Annotated in this window: 12 protein-coding genes; 7 read left to right on the top strand and 5 right to left on the bottom strand. The window is 57.9% G+C overall.

Translation table 11 applies throughout. The annotated features are described in order from the left end of the window. The first annotated feature begins 3 nt into the window (after nucleotides 1-3). Together OZX62_RS07040 and OZX62_RS07035 are read left to right on the top strand one after the other, a co-directional pair. A complete protein-coding gene (locus OZX62_RS07040) occupies nucleotides 4-1,296 on the top strand; it encodes a glycosyl hydrolase (protein ID WP_277175507.1) in 1,293 nt (430 codons plus the stop codon). A 244-nt stretch (nucleotides 1,297-1,540) separates the two neighbouring features. Continuing rightward, entirely contained in the window at nucleotides 1,541-2,635 is a 1,095-nt protein-coding gene (locus OZX62_RS07035) for a LacI family DNA-binding transcriptional regulator (protein WP_277177064.1), read from the top strand. Between the two features lie 137 nt (nucleotides 2,636-2,772). Here OZX62_RS07035 and OZX62_RS07030 read toward each other — a convergent pair whose 3' ends face one another. Continuing rightward, entirely contained in the window at nucleotides 2,773-4,005 is a 1,233-nt protein-coding gene (locus OZX62_RS07030) for an AGE family epimerase/isomerase (protein ID WP_277175506.1), read from the bottom strand. Between the two features lie 340 nt (nucleotides 4,006-4,345). On the opposite strand from OZX62_RS07030, the gene OZX62_RS07025 reads away from it, so the two are divergent. From OZX62_RS07025 to nagA, 4 genes are all read left to right on the top strand, one after another. Beyond that, nucleotides 4,346-6,334 carry a family 20 glycosylhydrolase gene (locus tag OZX62_RS07025; protein ID WP_277175505.1) on the top strand — a complete coding sequence of 663 codons (1,989 nt, stop codon included), beginning with the start codon at nucleotides 4,346-4,348 and terminating at the stop codon, nucleotides 6,332-6,334. Between the two features lie 222 nt (nucleotides 6,335-6,556). Next, nucleotides 6,557-7,678, top strand: coding sequence for an ROK family protein (locus tag OZX62_RS07020; RefSeq protein ID WP_277175504.1), 1,122 nt, complete (start codon nucleotides 6,557-6,559; stop codon nucleotides 7,676-7,678). Between the two features lie 68 nt (nucleotides 7,679-7,746). Beyond that, the gene (gene nagB, locus OZX62_RS07015) at nucleotides 7,747-8,535 is read left to right on the top strand and encodes a glucosamine-6-phosphate deaminase (RefSeq protein WP_277175503.1); all 789 of its coding nucleotides are present in this window, start codon (nucleotides 7,747-7,749) and stop codon (nucleotides 8,533-8,535) included. A gap of 56 nt (nucleotides 8,536-8,591) precedes the next feature. After that, nucleotides 8,592-9,935, top strand: a complete 1,344-nt coding sequence (gene nagA, locus OZX62_RS07010) for an N-acetylglucosamine-6-phosphate deacetylase (protein ID WP_277175502.1) — start codon at nucleotides 8,592-8,594, stop codon at nucleotides 9,933-9,935. Between the two features lie 218 nt (nucleotides 9,936-10,153). Here the strand turns inward: nagA and OZX62_RS07005 are convergent, their stop codons facing one another. The 4 genes from OZX62_RS07005 to OZX62_RS06990 all read right to left on the bottom strand — a co-directional run bounded on the left by OZX62_RS07005 (nucleotide 10,154) and on the right by OZX62_RS06990 (nucleotide 14,867). Continuing rightward, on the bottom strand, nucleotides 10,154-11,050 hold the full coding sequence (locus tag OZX62_RS07005; RefSeq protein WP_277175501.1) for a carbohydrate kinase: 897 nt from the start codon (nucleotides 11,048-11,050) through the stop codon (nucleotides 10,154-10,156). Between the two features lie 128 nt (nucleotides 11,051-11,178). Next, on the bottom strand, nucleotides 11,179-12,513 hold the full coding sequence (locus OZX62_RS07000; RefSeq protein ID WP_277175500.1) for an ROK family transcriptional regulator: 1,335 nt from the start codon (nucleotides 12,511-12,513) through the stop codon (nucleotides 11,179-11,181). Nucleotides 12,514-12,731: 218 nt separating this feature from the next. Beyond that, on the bottom strand, nucleotides 12,732-13,253 hold the full coding sequence (locus OZX62_RS06995; RefSeq protein WP_277175499.1) for an NUDIX domain-containing protein: 522 nt from the start codon (nucleotides 13,251-13,253) through the stop codon (nucleotides 12,732-12,734). A gap of 15 nt (nucleotides 13,254-13,268) precedes the next feature. Beyond that, the gene (locus tag OZX62_RS06990) at nucleotides 13,269-14,867 is read right to left on the bottom strand and encodes an aminopeptidase P family protein (protein ID WP_277175498.1); all 1,599 of its coding nucleotides are present in this window, start codon (nucleotides 14,865-14,867) and stop codon (nucleotides 13,269-13,271) included. Nucleotides 14,868-15,043: 176 nt separating this feature from the next. Here OZX62_RS06990 and OZX62_RS06985 point away from each other — a divergent pair, with 176 nt between their 5' ends. After that, on the top strand, nucleotides 15,044-16,663 hold the full coding sequence (locus OZX62_RS06985; RefSeq protein WP_277175497.1) for a folylpolyglutamate synthase/dihydrofolate synthase family protein: 1,620 nt from the start codon (nucleotides 15,044-15,046) through the stop codon (nucleotides 16,661-16,663). Nucleotides 16,664-16,700 lie beyond the last annotated feature (37 nt).

Raw genomic sequence — 16,700 nt, 5'->3', positions numbered from 1 at the left:
CGAATGCGATTCGGAGTTAACTACACGCCTTCCTCGGGGTGGTTCTACACCTGGCTCAAACCTGATTGGGACAGTATCCGTAGGGATCTGGACGCCATCAAGGGCCTCGGTGTCGACCATGTCAGGCTCTTCCCGTTGTGGCCGGTCCTGCAACCGAACCGTACGTGGATCAATGAGGATGGTCTCGCCGATGTACGCCATATGGCGATGCTGGCCAGCGAACGCGAGCTGGACGTCTATTCGGATGTGCTGCAAGGGCATCTGTCGAGTTTCGATTTCGTGCCTTCATGGCTGGTCTCTTGGCATGAAGGCAGCATGTTCACCGATGATAATGCGGTGGCTGCAGAGGCAAAACTCGTATCTGCTCTTTACGATGCGCTCGCCGACATCCCGCATTTCAAGGGGCTCAACATCGGCAATGAGTGCAACCAGTTCGCCGATGCCACGCATCCCCGACGAATGGCCGCCGACGAACACGGTGTCCAGGCTTGGCTTGAGGCGCTGATGGCGCCGGTGCATCAGAAAGCCCACGCGAACGGACATGTGTTGATGCACAGCGAGAACGATGCCATCTGGTATGAGGACGGTCATCCGTTCACTTCCCGTCAGGCCTGCAATATCGGCGACATTTCCATCATCCATTCCTGGGTGTTCAACGGTACGGCCCAGCATTATGGACCGTTGTCCGCCCAATCGCTGCGGCATGCGGAGTATCTTGCGGAGCTGTCGAAGGCGTTCGCCGACGATCCCGGTCGTCAGGTGTGGCTTCAGGAAATAGGTGCGCCGCAAAATGTCATCGACGAGGCGGATACACCCGAGTTTTGCCGCAAGACGGTGGAACATGTGCTCGATTGCGAAAATCTCTACGGCATCACTTGGTGGTGCTCGCACGACGTGAACCGAGGTATGAAGGATTTCCCTGTCTTCGAGCATGATCTCGGTCTTTTCGACGAGCAAGGCGAGCTCAAGCCCATCGGAAAGGCGTTCGCGGGTTTGGCAAGGCAATACCGTGATATGCCTGAGCCGGCTGCACGACGCCAGGCCATTGTTGTCAAGGTGGGGCAGGACGGTAACGCCGTCTTGAAATCCGCTTGCGCTCCTGGTGGTTCGGTGTTTGAGCGCTGGATGGAGATGAGCGAGGCCGGTCAACGCCCGGCGTTGGTCAGTTCCGCACAGGCCGTTGATCGGGACTTCTGCAAGGCACGCGGCATCGAGGAGTGCATTGAGGTTCCCATGACCCCGGGGCTGCAATATAATGCGGTCTCCGATCCGTCGTTGGAATCGAAGAAGCAATAGCGTTTCCTGACAAGCAGCCGGATTAGAACAAGAAATTGCGGCACCCCGGGTTTAGGCCTCGGGTGCCGCGATTCTTGCCTCGGGTTCTTGCTATAAATGGGAACTGAATTCTTTTAAAGTGGTTGGTTTGCTGTCGATGTCACTAAAACGTATCAGTTGGCTTATATGCCGGCAATGGGGTTCGGTGCGGGGGATTCGCAAATATCGTAAGTGTGACGAAAGAAGATGAGCGTTGTTGAGTGATATGGTTCCGCCTCATCGGGTCAGTCTCAAGGACGTGGCCGATGAGCTGGGTATCTCGCAAACCGCCGTTTCCTTCGCCGTCAACGACAAGCCCGGCGTCTCAGAGGAGACCAAACGCAAGGTCAAGGAGACGGCCGAACGCATGGGTTGGAGCCCGGTCTATGCCGCCCAGGCGTTGAGTTCGTCACGCACCATGACAGTGGGGTTCGTCCCATCGCGTTCCGGGGGCAACCTGCAGACCGAATCCTTCATGCTGCATTTCATGGCAGGCCTGCACGATTCGCTGAGCCGCAAAGGTTACGGCATTCTTTACCGTCCTGCGCAATCGCTGCAGGAAGAGCTGTCCATCTACCGGGATTGGAGCAAACGCAAACGTGTGGACGGCGTGGTGTTGGTCGATTTGCGCTCCGACGACCCCCGTCCGCAATTGCTCAACGAGCTCGGCATTCCGGCGGTGCTTGCAGGTGGTCCCGATCCCCGCGCTCTGGTTCCTTCGTTATCGATTGACGATTCCGGGACGATGGACAGGATTCTCTGCCATCTGATCGATGTCAATCGGACCCGAATCGCCTATTTCTCCGGAGACAGGGATCTTGATTACAGCAAGATGCGTGCTGCTGCGTTCAATGAGCTTTCCACCAAATATGCTTTGGAATTTTCGGCGGTGAGCTATACGAATTTTGATTGCGAGGCGGCTGCGGCCCAGACCTGTTCGATGATGAACGGCAAATTCGCGCCGAACGCGTTTATTTACGAAAACGAGACCATGGCTGCCGCGAGTCTGCGCGCCTTGGAGCGTCTGACGTTCTCGGACGAGGTGCCGGCCGGTTTGCAGAATCCCGACGGACGAACCTTTCCCGATAATCTGCCTGCAATCGTCAGTTTTGAGGACAGCTTCATCTGCACGGCGACCTACCCTTCGATTACCGCCGTGCATCGTGACCCGGGGGAGTATGGCAAGCGTGTCGCCAAGCTCTTGATCAAGCGTCTGGCAGGGGAGCCGGTATCGGGCAGCCGGCGCATCCTTCAGCCGAAATTGGTGGTACGAGAAAGCACGACGAATGGCAGTGATGGGGCCGTTCCAGCCGAGTCGTGAGGAAGACGGCATAGTTTAGATGACGTCTTGAACGCGATGACTGTTTGATAGCAAAACGAGGGTGTGGAACGGATAGAAATCCGACCAACATCCTCGTTCGGTTTTTAGATGACCATTGATTGGGAATCAACTCCGCCCTACTCTGCGTTCTTCACCGCCGTGGCGATCGAGACCGACGGGTCGAGGAACGGCACCAGCGTGGACTGGAAGGCATGATAGACGTCGGATTTGCCCGGCCATACCGTGCCGATGACGTGGTTGTTTTGGTCGAGCTGATGGAACCAACTGCCCTTTTCGTGGTCAATCAGGTGCTCGTCGACGTACCTGGCGAAGGTCGCATACCAGTCGAGGTACTCTTCCTTGCCGGTGACCTTGTAAAGCGTCGAGGAGGTATTGAGTGACTCCGCGAGCGTCCAGTGCATGCGGTCGGTCACCACCGGCTCGCCGTTCCAATCGACGGTATAGGCCATGCCCACCGTTCCGTTGCGGTTCCAGCCGTCGGCAACGGCCTGTCGGAAGAGGTGTTCGCCGGCGTCGATATAAGGTCGTGCGCCCGCACGGTTGGCAAAGGAGCTCAGCGCCCATTGCGTGATCAGACGCGCCCATTCGATGCCATGGCCCGGAGTGGCGCCGTAAGGCTTGAACTGGTCGTCCTTCTTGTCGGCGTTGTATTCGAGGTTGATCGACCAATCCGGTCCGAAATGCTCGGGGATGCGCCAGTGATTGTTCTTGGCCCACTCGACGACGTGGTCGATGATGCGACCGGCGCGTACGCGGTACTTGTTGTCGCCGGTGGCGTCGGCGACGGCGAGGAAGGCCTCGGTGGTGTGCATGTTGGCGTTGATGCCGCGGTAGTCGTCGAGCGTGCTGAAGGTGGAATCCCAGGTGTCGACAGCCAATCCGGCTTCATCGTCCCAAAAGTACTGGTCGTAGGTTTTCAAAACCTCATCCAGAAGCTCTTTGGCTCCGGGGCGTCCCGCGAGCAACGCGGAAGACGCGGAAAGCATGACGAAAGCGTGCGGATAGCAGGTCTTGCCCGCCTCGGGCGTGCCGTCGGCTTGGATCGAGGGATACCAGCCGCCATTCTCGTCGTCGTGCAGGATGCCGGTAAGTCCCTTGAGTCCCGCGTCTACGAGCGTTTCTGCGCCGGGGTAACCCAGCATCGCGGCGATGGAGTAGACGTGCGTCATGCGTCCGGTGATCCAGGTCTGAACGCCGTGCGACGGGTCGATGCGTCCTTCGTCGTCAAGCCAGCCTGAACCTCCTTGCGGCACAGGGAAGCCCTTGCCGAAGTTCAGCAATTCGTAAGTTTCGTTGGCCATAAACGTACGGTTGGCAACGGTGCCCAACTCGTATTTCGGATTCGTCATTGTATTCCTTTCATCTGCGGTTTCGGCGGTGAGGGAGGTGGCCTTCACTGCCTTGTCGCTTTGTTCATATCATGTGGGAACGTGCCGACAAACAGAAAGTCGAAATCCGTATATTTGTGTTTATTTGTTTGGTAAGTATACATAAACAGTGTTATATTGGAGTTGTTTCGATTTTAATCGTTATTTTGCTGAAATTCGGCGAAATTTCGAAAATGATAGCATTGCTGTGATCTTTCGAATAGTTAATTTTGAAACAAATAAGTAAACAAGGTAAACAATTCATTGATGCATTGTGCGACATGGCTTTGTGCTGTGAAGAAGCAAGGGGAGCAAAGGCTTTATGCAATTTCAAACTGTCTCATCGTCCGAACTGTCGGTGTGCGGCAAACCGGTGGCGCTGGTGCCGTGGCCTAGGAAAGTATCGGTAGCACCGGGCGAGACCGTTTCGTTCTTCGACGGTACGGTGGTGGAAAGCGATGACGTGGTCGAGCAGCCGGGATTCCTTGCGCTTGAACTGTCTAATGAACTTGAAAGGGCGACCGACGGTTCATGGCGGGCGGCCCGAGGGGGTTGGGACGGCGAAGTGACGCTCGATATCCGGCCCTCGTTGGGTGAGCAGACCTCTCTTATCGACATCAACGACGGTTCGATTGCGATCTGCGGCGGTGATTTCGCCGGGCTGCGTTACGGGGTGCAGACCGTGCGCCAGCTGATTCGTCAGTGCGGTGGAGTGCTGCCGGTGCTTCACATCGAGGATTCGCCGACATTCAAAGTCCGCGGCTATTATTTGGATACGACCCGCGGACGCGTGCCCACGCTGGATTGGCTCAAACGTTGGGCCGATATGCTTGAGGAAGAGAAGTACAATCAGCTTCAGCTTTACATCGAGCACTCCTTTGCTTTCCCTGGTTTGAGCGAGGCGTGGCGCGGCCTGGATCCGCTGACTCCCTCCGAGATCATGGAATTCGACCGTTACTGCCTCGAGCGCGGCATCGAGCTGGTGCCTTCCATCTCCACGTTCGGGCATCTCTACGTCGTGCTGCGCACCCAGAGCTTCCGCGAGCTGGGCGAGTTCCCTGAAGATGCCGACCGGCCCTTCAGCTTTATCGAGCGTCAGGAGCACCACACGCTGAACGTCGCGCTTGACAAGGCGTTCGAACTTTCCTGCTCGTTGATTGACCATTACCTGCCGTTGTTCACTTCGAAGAAGTTCAATATCTGCGCCGACGAGACCTTTGACCTGGGTCGGGGCCGTTCGCGTGCCTCGATGGGTGGGAAAAGTGAAAGCGAGATGTACTCGGATTACGTCAACAGGCTCAGTGCCTATATTTCCGCAAAAGGCCACGAGCCGATGATGTGGGCTGACATCGCCTTGCAGCATCCCGATATGCTTTCCAGGCTTGACAGAAAGACCACTCTGCTCAACTGGCAGTATGCCCCGCAAGTCACCGATGAGACCATGCAAACGCTGGAAAAGGCCGGGGCGCGCCAATATGTCTGCCCGGCTGTACAGGACTGGAACCAGTTGCTGCCTTCGCTGCACGACGCTTGGGAGAACATCACCAAGGTGGCTCGGTATGGTGTCGAGTGCGATGCTGCCGGTTACTTGGTCACGGATTGGGGGGATTACGGCCATGTCAATGACACTTGGTTAAGCGTTCCGGGCATGTACTATGGCGCGCAATGTGCCTGGAGCGGTGCCGGAGCAGGGTTCGACGAGCTCAATTCGAGGGTCGAGCGTCTGGTCTTCGGCGACACGCAGCCCGCGGTGCTCAACGCATGGAACGAGAGCCGGCTTGCCGCGAGTTTCACTTGGGCCGATGCCATTGATTTCCTCGAGCTTGACTATGGTGATGGCACGTTGAACAAGGACGTGCAGCACATTTTCGACGACATCGTCGATGCGAAACGTCAGGCCGTGGCCGATGCGCCTGATGTAGCCGGTGCTCGGAAGAATTTCCTGATCACTTTGCAGGAGCGTCTACGTCAGGTGCCCGGCAAACAGCGGGCACTCGAGGGTGTGCAAAAAGCGCTTAGCGTGGCAGATGTCGATGTCGCGCATCGACCTATTGCGCGCGTTTTGTTGCGTATGGCTCAAGGACAGGACCTTTTCGATGCGTGTGGCTGGCGGCTCGCCGCGGATTGTGGACTGCTTGAGGATGATGCGCGTATGGAGCGCCCCGAGGCTCTGGCCGCTGATCTGGAACGTTGGTTCGAGTGCTATCTTGCCCTTTGGCGCGAGACCAGCAAGGAATCCGAGGTCAAGAAAGTCGGTGGTGTGGTCTGGCGTTTGGCTGATTTGCTTCGGGGTGCCGCAAAGCGTTCCTAGGGATGGTCTCGTCATTCGTGTCGTTCGTGTTATTCACGCACGGCAGGTTTCGACTGCATCGTACATCAATGATTTCAGGAGTATTCATACAAAGTTATGGATTTGACAGCAATATGGTGAGCAATACCAAGGGATGCTATCTGCGACCAGCGATACAAGCTTGTGTCCAACAGTTGCGCGAAGAGGAAGAACGATTACGGAGATGAAAGGAGTTGAGACGAAATGAAAGAACATAGCACAGACTGTGCCGGTGATGCCGGTGAGTCGGATGAGATGGAGCAAAATGCTCGGTCAACCGCCCATGATGCCAAAACATTGTGCCGGCCGGGACGTTATATCGGCATAGACATCGGCGGCACCAAAATCGCTGGCGCCTTGTTGGATTTCGACTCTCAGGGCGTTTGCTGGGTGCTCGATACGGCTCGCGTACCGGCGCGCAGGGGAAGCCGGCAGGTTGTGCAGGACGTGAACCGTGTCGTCGGTTTGCTGGTTGATGGGGAGGCCGGAGCCCGGACTGAGCATGAAAGCGGACACCTTGAATCGGGCCAAGGCGGAAAACCGCGGGTAGCAGGCATTGGTTTATGCATTCCCGGCCGTGTCTACCCGAAAACCGGCGTGGTGGAGAATGTGGCGAACCTCGATATCTCGCGACTTGCGTTGACTGATGCGATCAGTGAAACCACCGGGTTGCCCGCCCACCTTGAAAACGACGTCAACGCGGCGACGTTGGGCGCCTACGTTGTGTTCGGTGGCCGAAACAAATCGAAAGCAGAAAGCCAATCGAAAAGCGATGTGTTCGCGTTCCTCAACCTCGGCACCGGACTGGCCGCAGGGGTGCTGCGTGACGGCATGTTGGACAACGGTTTCAGCGGCGTGGTCGGCGAAATAGGGCATATTCCGGTCGAGCGGCATCGCTGGCGTTGCACATGCGGGCAGATTGGTTGCCTTGAGACCGCGGCCGGCGGCAATGCCATCAAACGTCTGTGGCCGCAGGCTGACCCGCCAATGCCGGATATCATCGCCAAGGCGCATGATGCGGGCGAAAAGGAGCATGAGACGGCAAGCGAGGTCTTGGCTGCCGTTATCGGTGCCATTGCCGATGCCATTGACGTCCTTGCGCTCGCCATCGACCCGAGAATCATCATGATTGGCGGAGGAACGGCCAAAACCGGGGCTCCGTTGGTCGAAGCGATACGCACCGAGCTTCGTGCCCGCGCTCGCAACAGCCCGTTCATTGCCTCGTTGCATCTGGACGAACGGATCGCTTTGGTTGATGCCAGTGAACCGATCGGATGTATCGGAGCCGCGTACGCCATGGCCAAAACCATCAAAGGTCGGGCCTGATAAAGCTTGGGCCGCTTGCCCAATGGAACCATTGAAAATGTCGGAAATATAAAAGGAGTAATAATAACATGGCAGAAATCATCATCACCAAGAACGAAGACGAGGCCGGCGAGATCTACGCCAAGTGCGTGGCCGATCTGATCGAAAGCAAGCCGAATGCGGTGCTGGGCTTGGCCACGGGTTCAAGCCCGTTGGCGGCTTACCGCCATCTGGCCGCCGAAGTGAAGAGTCGCAAGCTCGACGTCAGCCAGGTCCGCGGCTTCGCACTCGACGAGTATGCCGGACTTGACCCGGCTCACCCACAGTCCTACCGCAGCACCATCACCCGTACGGTGGTGGAGCCGCTGGGCCTCGACCCGACCAAGGTGCGCGTGCCCAACGGCAAGCTGGAAACCATCAAGAACGCCGGACGTGAATACGATGCGGCTATCGAAGCTGCTGGAGGCGTGGACGTGCAGATTCTCGGCATCGGCACTGACGGCCATATCGGTTTCAACGAACCGGGCTCCTCGCTGGCCAGTGGCACCCGTATCAAGACGCTCGCCGAACAGACCCGCATCGACAACGCCCGCTTCTTCGATGGCGACATCAACCAAGTACCGACCCATTGCATCACGCAAGGCATCGGGACGATTATGAAGGCGCGCCATCTGGTGCTGCTGGCATTCGGTGACGGCAAGGCCGAAGCCATCAAGGAAACCTGCGAAGGCGGCATCAGCGCCTTCTGCCCGGCCTCCGCGCTTCAGCTGCATCCGCACGCCACCATCATCGTCGACGAGGCCGCCGCTTCCAAGCTCGCGCACAAGGATTACTACCGCTATGCCTACGAACACAAGCCTGAATGGCAGGAAATCTGAGCACAAGACCCTGCTTTAAGGATGCGGAACCGAAAACGAGAGGACGGGAAGCTGCAATGTCGGTAGAAAACAGGCAGGAGATGGTAGAACAGGTCACAAAAGCCGTTGAAGGTAAGGTGTGCCCTTGGCTGGTGGTGCACAACGCACGAAAAGTCGACGCGTGTGGCATTCAGGACGATTTCTGGCTCGTCGCACATGACGGCGTCATCGTGGCGACCGGTTGCGGGAAAGTGTCGCTGTCTTCGGCCTGCCGAGGGCTCGGCATCATGGATGAGGGCTCTCGCAATGGTGCAGACGATACCGATGACGGCAATGGTGAGATGGTATTGTCCTCGATTGCGTCGTTGCCGTTGAAAACGGACGTGGTCGTGGTCGACACAGAAGGCAAGAACCTGACTCCCGGTTATATCGATATCCACGCGCACGGTTCCTGGGGGCGTTCATTCGACGACGGGCCCGAGGGCATCGATATCGCCCGCGCCGGGCATCTGGTTCACGGCACGACGCGACAGGTACTCTCGCTGATCACCAACCCGATGGACGTGATGTGCTCGAATCTCAAGAATGTCAAGGCCGCTATGGGCAGGCGCCCAGACGTGCTCGGAGCGCACTTGGAAGGGCCGTTCCTGGCGCTTTCCCGCAAAGGGGCCCACGACCCGAACTGTTTGAAGGACCCGACCGACGATCTGGTCGATGAGCTTCTTGAGGCCGCCGACGGTTCGCTTCGGCAAATTACCATCGCCCCGGAGCTTCCGCACGGCATTAGCGCCATCAAGCGGTTTGCAGCTGCCGGCGTGGTTCCGGCCGTCGGCCATTGCGACGCGGATTACGAGACCGCCAGGCGCGGTTTCGAGGCCGGTGCCGGCATCATGACCCATATCTTCAACGCGATGAACGGTTTGAAACACCGTGAACCGGGCCCGATTCCGGCGGCCGTGGAAGACCCGCGCGTCACCATCGAGATGATCAACGATGGCTTCCACGTCCAGAACCCGGTGCTGAAAATGGCAATCAAATTCGCGCCGCACCGTATCGCCTTTGTCACCGACGCGATGTCGGCTACTGATTGCCCTGATGGGGCCTACAAGCTGGGCGCGCTTGACGTTACGGTGAAAGAAGGCCATGCTCGTCTGGTCTCCAACGGTGCCATCGCCGGCTCAACGCTGTTGCTCGAGCATTCCGTCGAGCGCGCCGTCAATGTGCTGGGCATGGCGCCAAGTGACGCGGTCGAGGCGGCAACACTCACACCGGCCCGCGCGTTCGGTTTCGATCATTCCAACGCTGTCACCGGAGCCCCGCTCGGTCTGCTCTCGCCAGGCTATGCTGCCGACCTTCTGATCAGTGACCCGGAAACGTGGCAGGTCGAGCACGTCTGGTGTGCCGGGCGTCAGGTTCGCTGAAATCGTTCTGTTCTGTGCTTTTTGAACACCTGGAGTTATCGGAAGAGAATATATGACATTTTAAATGTTTGATTGTTGAGCACAGAGCTGTTGCAAAGAAACGAAAGGCCGACACCGCAGAAACCATCTCTTGCGGTGTCGGCCTTTTATCTACCGGGTTATATACCGTTCGATATTTCGGTTTATATCCCGATATCGACGCTTACTTCTATTGACGCTTACTTCTCGGCTTCAGCCAGGTAGTCGGGGATGTTTTCCGGATACTCGGGCCAGGCGCCGTTCTGCGTGCAGACGAAGGCGGCGGTGTTGACGGCGGCGCGGTGCGCATCCTGCAGCGACGAGCCGGTGAGAATCTTGGCGGTGAACGTGCCGGAGAAGGAATCGCCGGCACCGACGGTATCGACCACGTCCACACGCGGGGTATCGAGAGTCGAGGATTCGCCGTCCTTGGCGATGATGGTGCTGAAGGTCGAGCCGCCGGTCAGGATGACGTAGTTCAGATTGTACTTTTCCATGAACCAGTTGCAGGCCGCCTCGTCGGAGGTGCCGCGGATGTCGAACATGTCGCGCAGCAGCAGGAGTTCGGCGTCGTTGATCTTGAAAACGGTGGCGTAGCCGAGCAGCTCCTCGATCAGTTCCTTGGAGTAGTGGTCGCCGCGGATGTTGATGTCGAAGAACTTCATGGCCGTGGGCTTGGCGTGCTTCAGGAGCTCGACGATGGTGTCGTGCGATTCCTGGCTGCGCAGTGCGAGCGTCCCGTAGCAGATCGCGTCGGCTTTCTGCACCATGTTGATCAACTCACGGGTGTAGAGGATGTGGTCCCAAGCCACGCCTTTGATGATGGTGTATTCCGGGATACCGTTTTTGAGCGCGACCTCGACGGTTGAGGTGGGCCATGCGTTGCGCTGCACGATGGATTCGACGCCGGACTTCTTGATGGCTTCGACAAGCTCGTCACCCAGCGGGTCTTCACCGACGGCGCTGATGGCGTGGCCTTCCGCACCGTTCATCGCGGCGTGGTAGGCGAAATTGACGGGGGCGCCGCCTGCGCGTTTGCCGGTGGGGAGCATGTCCCAGAGCAGTTCTCCCAGAGAGACAACGATTGGCTTGGTCATAATATGATCCTTTCTTACATCTTTTATAAAATTTTTAAGTTATAGTGTTTGAATTTTTATTCCGTTATCCGTTTTGATTCATGCATTCACTGCGGATTCGGTTCTATTGCGTTTCATTTTGTCTCGTTTCAACCGGTGTTTCCTGGCGGATGGGCGGCGCGGAAATAGGAAGGACGATCCAAAAATTGGGTGATGGCCGTGGCGGCAGCGCCGAGCACGGCCGCGTCGGTGGGAAGGCTGGAAAGGGTGATTTCGGTGGATTGCGCGATTTCGGGGATGACCCGTTCATTGACCACGGCCTGCGCTGCGTCGAGCAGCCGTTGTCCGCCGAGCGCTCCGATATCGCCCAAGACGATGCGACGCGGATTGAAGGCGTTGCAGATGGTGACGCACCCGAAGCCCACGTAACGGCCGATGTCGGCGACCAGATGGCGGGCTTTTGCGATTCGTTCGGCATCGTCGTTTTGTTTTTCGGCAAGTTCGAACAATGCTTGGCAAGCTTCGATATGAGTCATCGACCCAGAATTTTTGATAATGCCGAGCCTGTCGATCTGTTCATGAATCGCGCCTGCGGAACAGTAGCATTCAAGACATCCGACATTGCCGCATTCGCATTTCTTGCCGTTGACCGCGTCGATGGAAACGTGGCCGAGTTCCGTGGAGGCACCGAGATTGCCGTAGATCAGCCTGCCGTTTTCGATGACTCCGAGGCCGACACCTTCGCCGAGCAGGAAGTAAGCCAGACTTCCGGCATCGTCGAGTCCGCCGAAAAGCCGTTGCGCCAGAGCCCCGGCACGGGCGTCCTGTTCGATAAAAACGGGAACGGGACAATCCTGTCCGAATTCCTTCTGGAAGTTGATATTGCGCCAGTGCGGCATGCTGGAAACCAGCGCGGCGTAACCGGTGCCGTGCAGATACGGACCTGGAACCGCCATGCCGATGGCGACGATATCGGGGTCGGAGCTCAGCAGCGAATCAATGGTTTTGTGTGTGGCTGCGATGGCGGCGTCTATAGTGTCATCGCTGACGCGTGGCATGTCTTCGAGGCTCAAACGCTTGCCGTTGAGGTCGAAAACGCCGATTTGCACAAGGCTGCGCGCAAATTTGACGCCGATGAAATGGAAACGTGTGGTATCGATTTTCAGTCCGATCGACCGCCGGCGTTTGCTGCCTTTCATATCGCCGGTTTCGCTGACGATGCCGGCATCGATAAGCCGCGCGGTGATTTTCGTGATGGCGGCGGGGGTGAGGCTCAATGCTTTGGCGATTTGTGCTCGTGAGGAAATGCCGTAGTGATAGAGATGCCACAAGGTTCGTGAGCGGTTGCGTTCGGAGACGACGGATTGCGGCGCGTTGGCATGGCTTGGGCTGTCCGAAAAGTCCGGAGTAGAAGGGGCCAGATGATCGTTGGAGAAGGTTTGTGCTGCAGACGGGGGTGTCAATGGTTCGCTGCTTTCGCGCATCTGACACCTCCTCGGGCCATTCCTGCATCTGCAATCGTCGTTATGCGATTCCACATTGATGAACTGACTTCATATATTAACGAGGTTAACGCAAAACTGCAAATCCGATTGTGAAGAAGGTTATGTGAAACGAAAATCTAACTGATTGGTGTTTCACGCTGAGGTACCGGTACAGCAGTTAGGATCATCGTGGCTGAAGGCGCTATTGACCTCTGTGGTCAGTAAAGCTTTCCGTCGGTCATGAAGAGGGCATGAGCATCGCCGGTGGCCTTGTTGTGTAGGTATTCGTCGAAAATCTTGAGACGTTCGACGGTACTCTTGGCGAGCGGCTGGGGCAGGGCGTTGCATGAGAACCAGCCGACCTTGAGGCTTTCGTCGTCGCCGACAAACGGATCGGCGTTACCTCCTGGCTTGAGCCGGCACAAGAAGGAATGGTCCATATACTGCGTGCGGTCGCCGTTATCATAAGTGATGATTTCGGACGACGAAACGACGGCCACCAGGTCGGTGACTTCGGCGTCGACGCCGGTCTCCTCCTTGATTTCACGCACCACGGTGTCGGCAGGCTGTTCGCCGGGTTCGTTGATGCCGTATACCATCGCCCATTCGCCGGTATCCGCTCGTTGCCCAAGCAAAATTCGTCCCTGCGAATCCTCTACGAGCCCGGTAACTCCATTGAGCCAGAGCAGTTCGTGCCCGATTTTCTTGCGCAGATTCAAAATGAACGATGGTGTAGTCATGAATATTCCTTGCTATTACTTCCTTGCAGCCGCGCGCTGTGCCATCCACTCTTCTACGTCGTCGATCTGCTTCGGGATGTCCTTGGAGATCCATTCCGGGCCGTTTTCGGTCATCAAGACGTCGTCTTCGATACGCACGCCGATACCGCGCATCTCCGGAGGAATCAGCAGGTCGTTCTTGGCGAAGTAGAGGCCGGGCTCGATGGTGAAGACCATGCCCGGGGTGATCTTCGCGCCCTGGTAGGACTCATAACGTGCCTGCGCGCAGTCGTGTACGTCGAGGCCGAGGTGATGGGCGACGCCGCAGGCAAGCCAACGGCGGTGCTGCTGGCCTTCGGGGGAAAGCGATTCCTCCACGTCAACCTTGAGGATTCCCCAGTCGTGCAGTTTTTGCGCGACGACGCGCATGCAGGCGTGGTGGATGTCGGAATAGGTGGCACCCGGCCTGGCCGCTTCAAAGCCGGCCTGCTGGCTATCGAGTACCGCCTGATAGATCTTCTTCTGCAGTGGCGTAAACTTGCCATCCACCGGGAAGGTGCGGGTGATGTCGGCGGTGTAAAGGCTGTCAACCTCGATGCCGGCGTCGATCAGCAGCATCTCGCCGTGACCGACCACGCCGGTGTTGCGCATCCAGTGCAGGATCGGCGCGTGCTCGCCGGAAGCAACGATGGTGTCGTAACCGACGGTGTTGCCTTCCTCGCGTGAAACGGCGTTGAACTCGCCCTCCAGCATGCGTTCGCTGCGTGGCTTGCCGACGGCTTCGGGCAGACGAGTCAAAATGCGGTCGAAACCGTCCTTGGTGGCGGCGACGGCCTTGCGAATCTCGCCGACTTCGTAGGAATCCTTAACCATGCGGGCGGTCGAGGCGAACTCCTGCAGCTCGTCATCGGCCTTTTCGTTGGCAGCCGGGTCGGGGAAACCGTTGGCTTCGCGCACGTTCTCGACCTCTGCGGTCATTTGCGGGTCGGCCAGGCGAACCACGCGCATGCGCACTGCGCCGGCCTCAGCGCCGACATCCTTGCCCAAAGCATCGGGCAGCTGGGCGATATCGTGGGTGGCGATGCCGGTCATCGCGTTAAGCTCTTTCAGGCCTGCGCGCGGGCCGACCCAGTACTCGCCGTAATGGGCATCGACGTAATAGGCTTCGGTGCTGTTGTCGGCGCGGGGGGCGACAAACAGTTCCGGCGTATGCGTCTTGCCGGCCTTGGCCTCGTCGCTTTCTGGATCGACCGGGTTCAGCACGAGCACCGCTCCGGCCTCGTAATCCTGCCCAAGCCCTGTGTAATACGAAAACTCGGTGTTGGGGCGGAACGCGTAATCGTCATCGTTGTTGCGCACTTTGGGCGTACCGGCTGGAATGACGATGCGCTCGCCAGGGAAACGCTTGCCCAGCGCCTCGAGACGTGCGGGAATGAACTTGCTGGACTCCAGCGGCTCGATTTCCGGCTCCTGATTGTCCCAGCCGGTTTTCATGAATTCCGCGAATTTTTTGGACGTGGTGGGTCGCAACGTGCGGTTGTTCGTCCTGTCTTCCATCGGTTGGTCCGCTCCCGGCGCCTGTGCCATTTCCTGTGCCTCGTATTCCTTATCGTTTGCTGTGATGACTTCGCTCATACGTGTTCTCCTAATTAGTGAAATCTCGATTGCCATTCTAATAACCTGTACGGTCCGAGTGAAAGGGAATCTCAGGAACGCCATTTGTCATTCGCCGTTCGGCTTAGCGCTTTCGAGGCCGTTTCGTACAATTGGTATGTCTATTTTCCAAGGGAATCAAGCCAAAACGAGGTCTTATGTCATTCGAGCATCCGAAAACCAATGGGGTCACCATTCGCGAGGTCGAGCGCGAGATCATGAGCCGGCGCACCACGCACGAGGAGCTGGGTCACGACCTCGAAGTCATGGACCTGATGCTTGACCTCTTGGGACACCCGGAAGATACGTTCCGTATCATCCATATCACCGGTACCAACGGCAAAGGCTCCACCGCCCGTATGGCCGAGGCCATCTGCCGAGCCTACGGTATGCGCACGGGCCTTTACACTTCGCCGCATCTTCAGAAGATCAACGAGCGCATCGCCGTGGATGGCCAGCAGCTTTCCGACGACGATTTCATCGACACATGGATGCAGATCAAGGATTTCGTCGCGCTGGTCGACCACAAGATGGAGGCCGACGGCAAGGCGCCGATGAGCTATTTCGAGATTCTGACGGCGATGGCCGTCTGGAAATTCGCTGACGCACCCGTTGACGTGGCCATTTTCGAGGTCGGTATGGGTGGCAAGTGGGACGCCACCAACGCACTCAACGGCGATGCCGCGGTCATTGGGCCGGTCGATATGGACCACATGCAATGGCTGGGGGACACGGTCGAGAAGATCGCCACTGAGAAGGCCGGCATCATCAAGCACGAATCCACAGCCATCATTGGTGCGCAGCCGCATGAGGCCGAGGTCATGCCGATTTTGGAGCAGGCGGCGGTGGCCGAGCATGCCACGTTGATTCGTGACGGCGAGGAGATGGAAGTCGTCTCCCGTCAGCCCGCGGTCGGTGGCCAGCTGGTCACGTTCCGTACGCCGAACGGCACCTACGAGGACATTCCGGTCGCCAAGTTCGGCGAGCATCAGGCGCACAATGCCCTGGCAGCGCTCGCGGCGGCCGAGGTCGTCATGCCGGTCAACGGACAGCTCACGCAGGACGTGGTGGCCGAGGCATTGGGCGGGGTCAAGATTCCCGGACGCATCGAGCAGGTGCGTACTTCGCCGACCATCATCGTCGACGGCGGCCACAACGTCAACGCCGCCGAATCGCTGCGTGCAGCTCTCGAAGAAAACTACAACTTCGAGCAGCTGGTCGGCGTGGTCGCCATGATGAAGGACAAACAGGTCGAGGAATACCTCGGTACGCTGGAGCCGATCCTGAGCCATATCATCGTCACCGAAAACTCGTGGCGAGATCGCGTGATGCCAGCCGAGGAACTTGAAAAGATCGCCGTTGGCGTCTTCGGCCGTGACCGCGTCACCCGCATCGACAACCTTCCCGACGCCATCCAGGAGGCCGTCAACATGGTGGATGCCGACGACGAGCTGGGCGTCGGCTATGGCCACGGCGTGCTCATCTGCGGCAGCTTCGTCACCGCCGGCGATGCCCGCACACTGCTGATGGAAAAGAAGAATCCCGAACTGGCGCTACCCAAGGCGCAGCGTGTGTCCGGCAAGGCTACGGACAAGAATAAGGACGATACCGAAACTGAGAACGCCAAAGACGAAGATGAAGACATCGTCTCCGAGGTCTTCGGCGACGCGTTCGGCGATTTCGGCGTCAAGCAGGTTCCCTTTGAAGGCGAGCCTGAGCCCGGCAACACCGCCGAGCAGCTTCGTCGCAAACAGAATGGCGACAAAGACAACGACTGAGGTGATATAGCTCCGGCAATCCTGCTTGATTTGTTGG

It is taken from the genome of Bifidobacterium sp. ESL0690 (genome assembly GCF_029392315.1).
Classification (GTDB): Bacteria; Actinomycetota; Actinomycetes; order Actinomycetales; family Bifidobacteriaceae; genus Bifidobacterium.
Note: the sequence above shows the minus strand (reverse complement) of the source record. Positions and strands in the feature narration are given on the sequence as shown.

Coding starts and splice junctions, on each gene's coding strand:
- OZX62_RS07040 (WP_277175507.1), top strand. CDS start 4: ATGCGATTCGGAGTTAACTACACGCCTTCCTCGGGGTGGTTCTACACC.
- OZX62_RS07035 (WP_277177064.1), top strand. CDS start 1,541: ATGGTTCCGCCTCATCGGGTCAGTCTCAAGGACGTGGCCGATGAGCTG.
- OZX62_RS07030 (WP_277175506.1), bottom strand. CDS start 4,005: ATGACGAATCCGAAATACGAGTTGGGCACCGTTGCCAACCGTACGTTT.
- OZX62_RS07025 (WP_277175505.1), top strand. CDS start 4,346: ATGCAATTTCAAACTGTCTCATCGTCCGAACTGTCGGTGTGCGGCAAA.
- OZX62_RS07020 (WP_277175504.1), top strand. CDS start 6,557: ATGAAAGAACATAGCACAGACTGTGCCGGTGATGCCGGTGAGTCGGAT.
- nagB (WP_277175503.1), top strand. CDS start 7,747: ATGGCAGAAATCATCATCACCAAGAACGAAGACGAGGCCGGCGAGATC.
- nagA (WP_277175502.1), top strand. CDS start 8,592: ATGTCGGTAGAAAACAGGCAGGAGATGGTAGAACAGGTCACAAAAGCC.
- OZX62_RS07005 (WP_277175501.1), bottom strand. CDS start 11,050: ATGACCAAGCCAATCGTTGTCTCTCTGGGAGAACTGCTCTGGGACATG.
- OZX62_RS07000 (WP_277175500.1), bottom strand. CDS start 12,513: ATGCGCGAAAGCAGCGAACCATTGACACCCCCGTCTGCAGCACAAACC.
- OZX62_RS06995 (WP_277175499.1), bottom strand. CDS start 13,253: ATGACTACACCATCGTTCATTTTGAATCTGCGCAAGAAAATCGGGCAC.
- OZX62_RS06990 (WP_277175498.1), bottom strand. CDS start 14,867: ATGAGCGAAGTCATCACAGCAAACGATAAGGAATACGAGGCACAGGAA.
- OZX62_RS06985 (WP_277175497.1), top strand. CDS start 15,044: ATGTCATTCGAGCATCCGAAAACCAATGGGGTCACCATTCGCGAGGTC.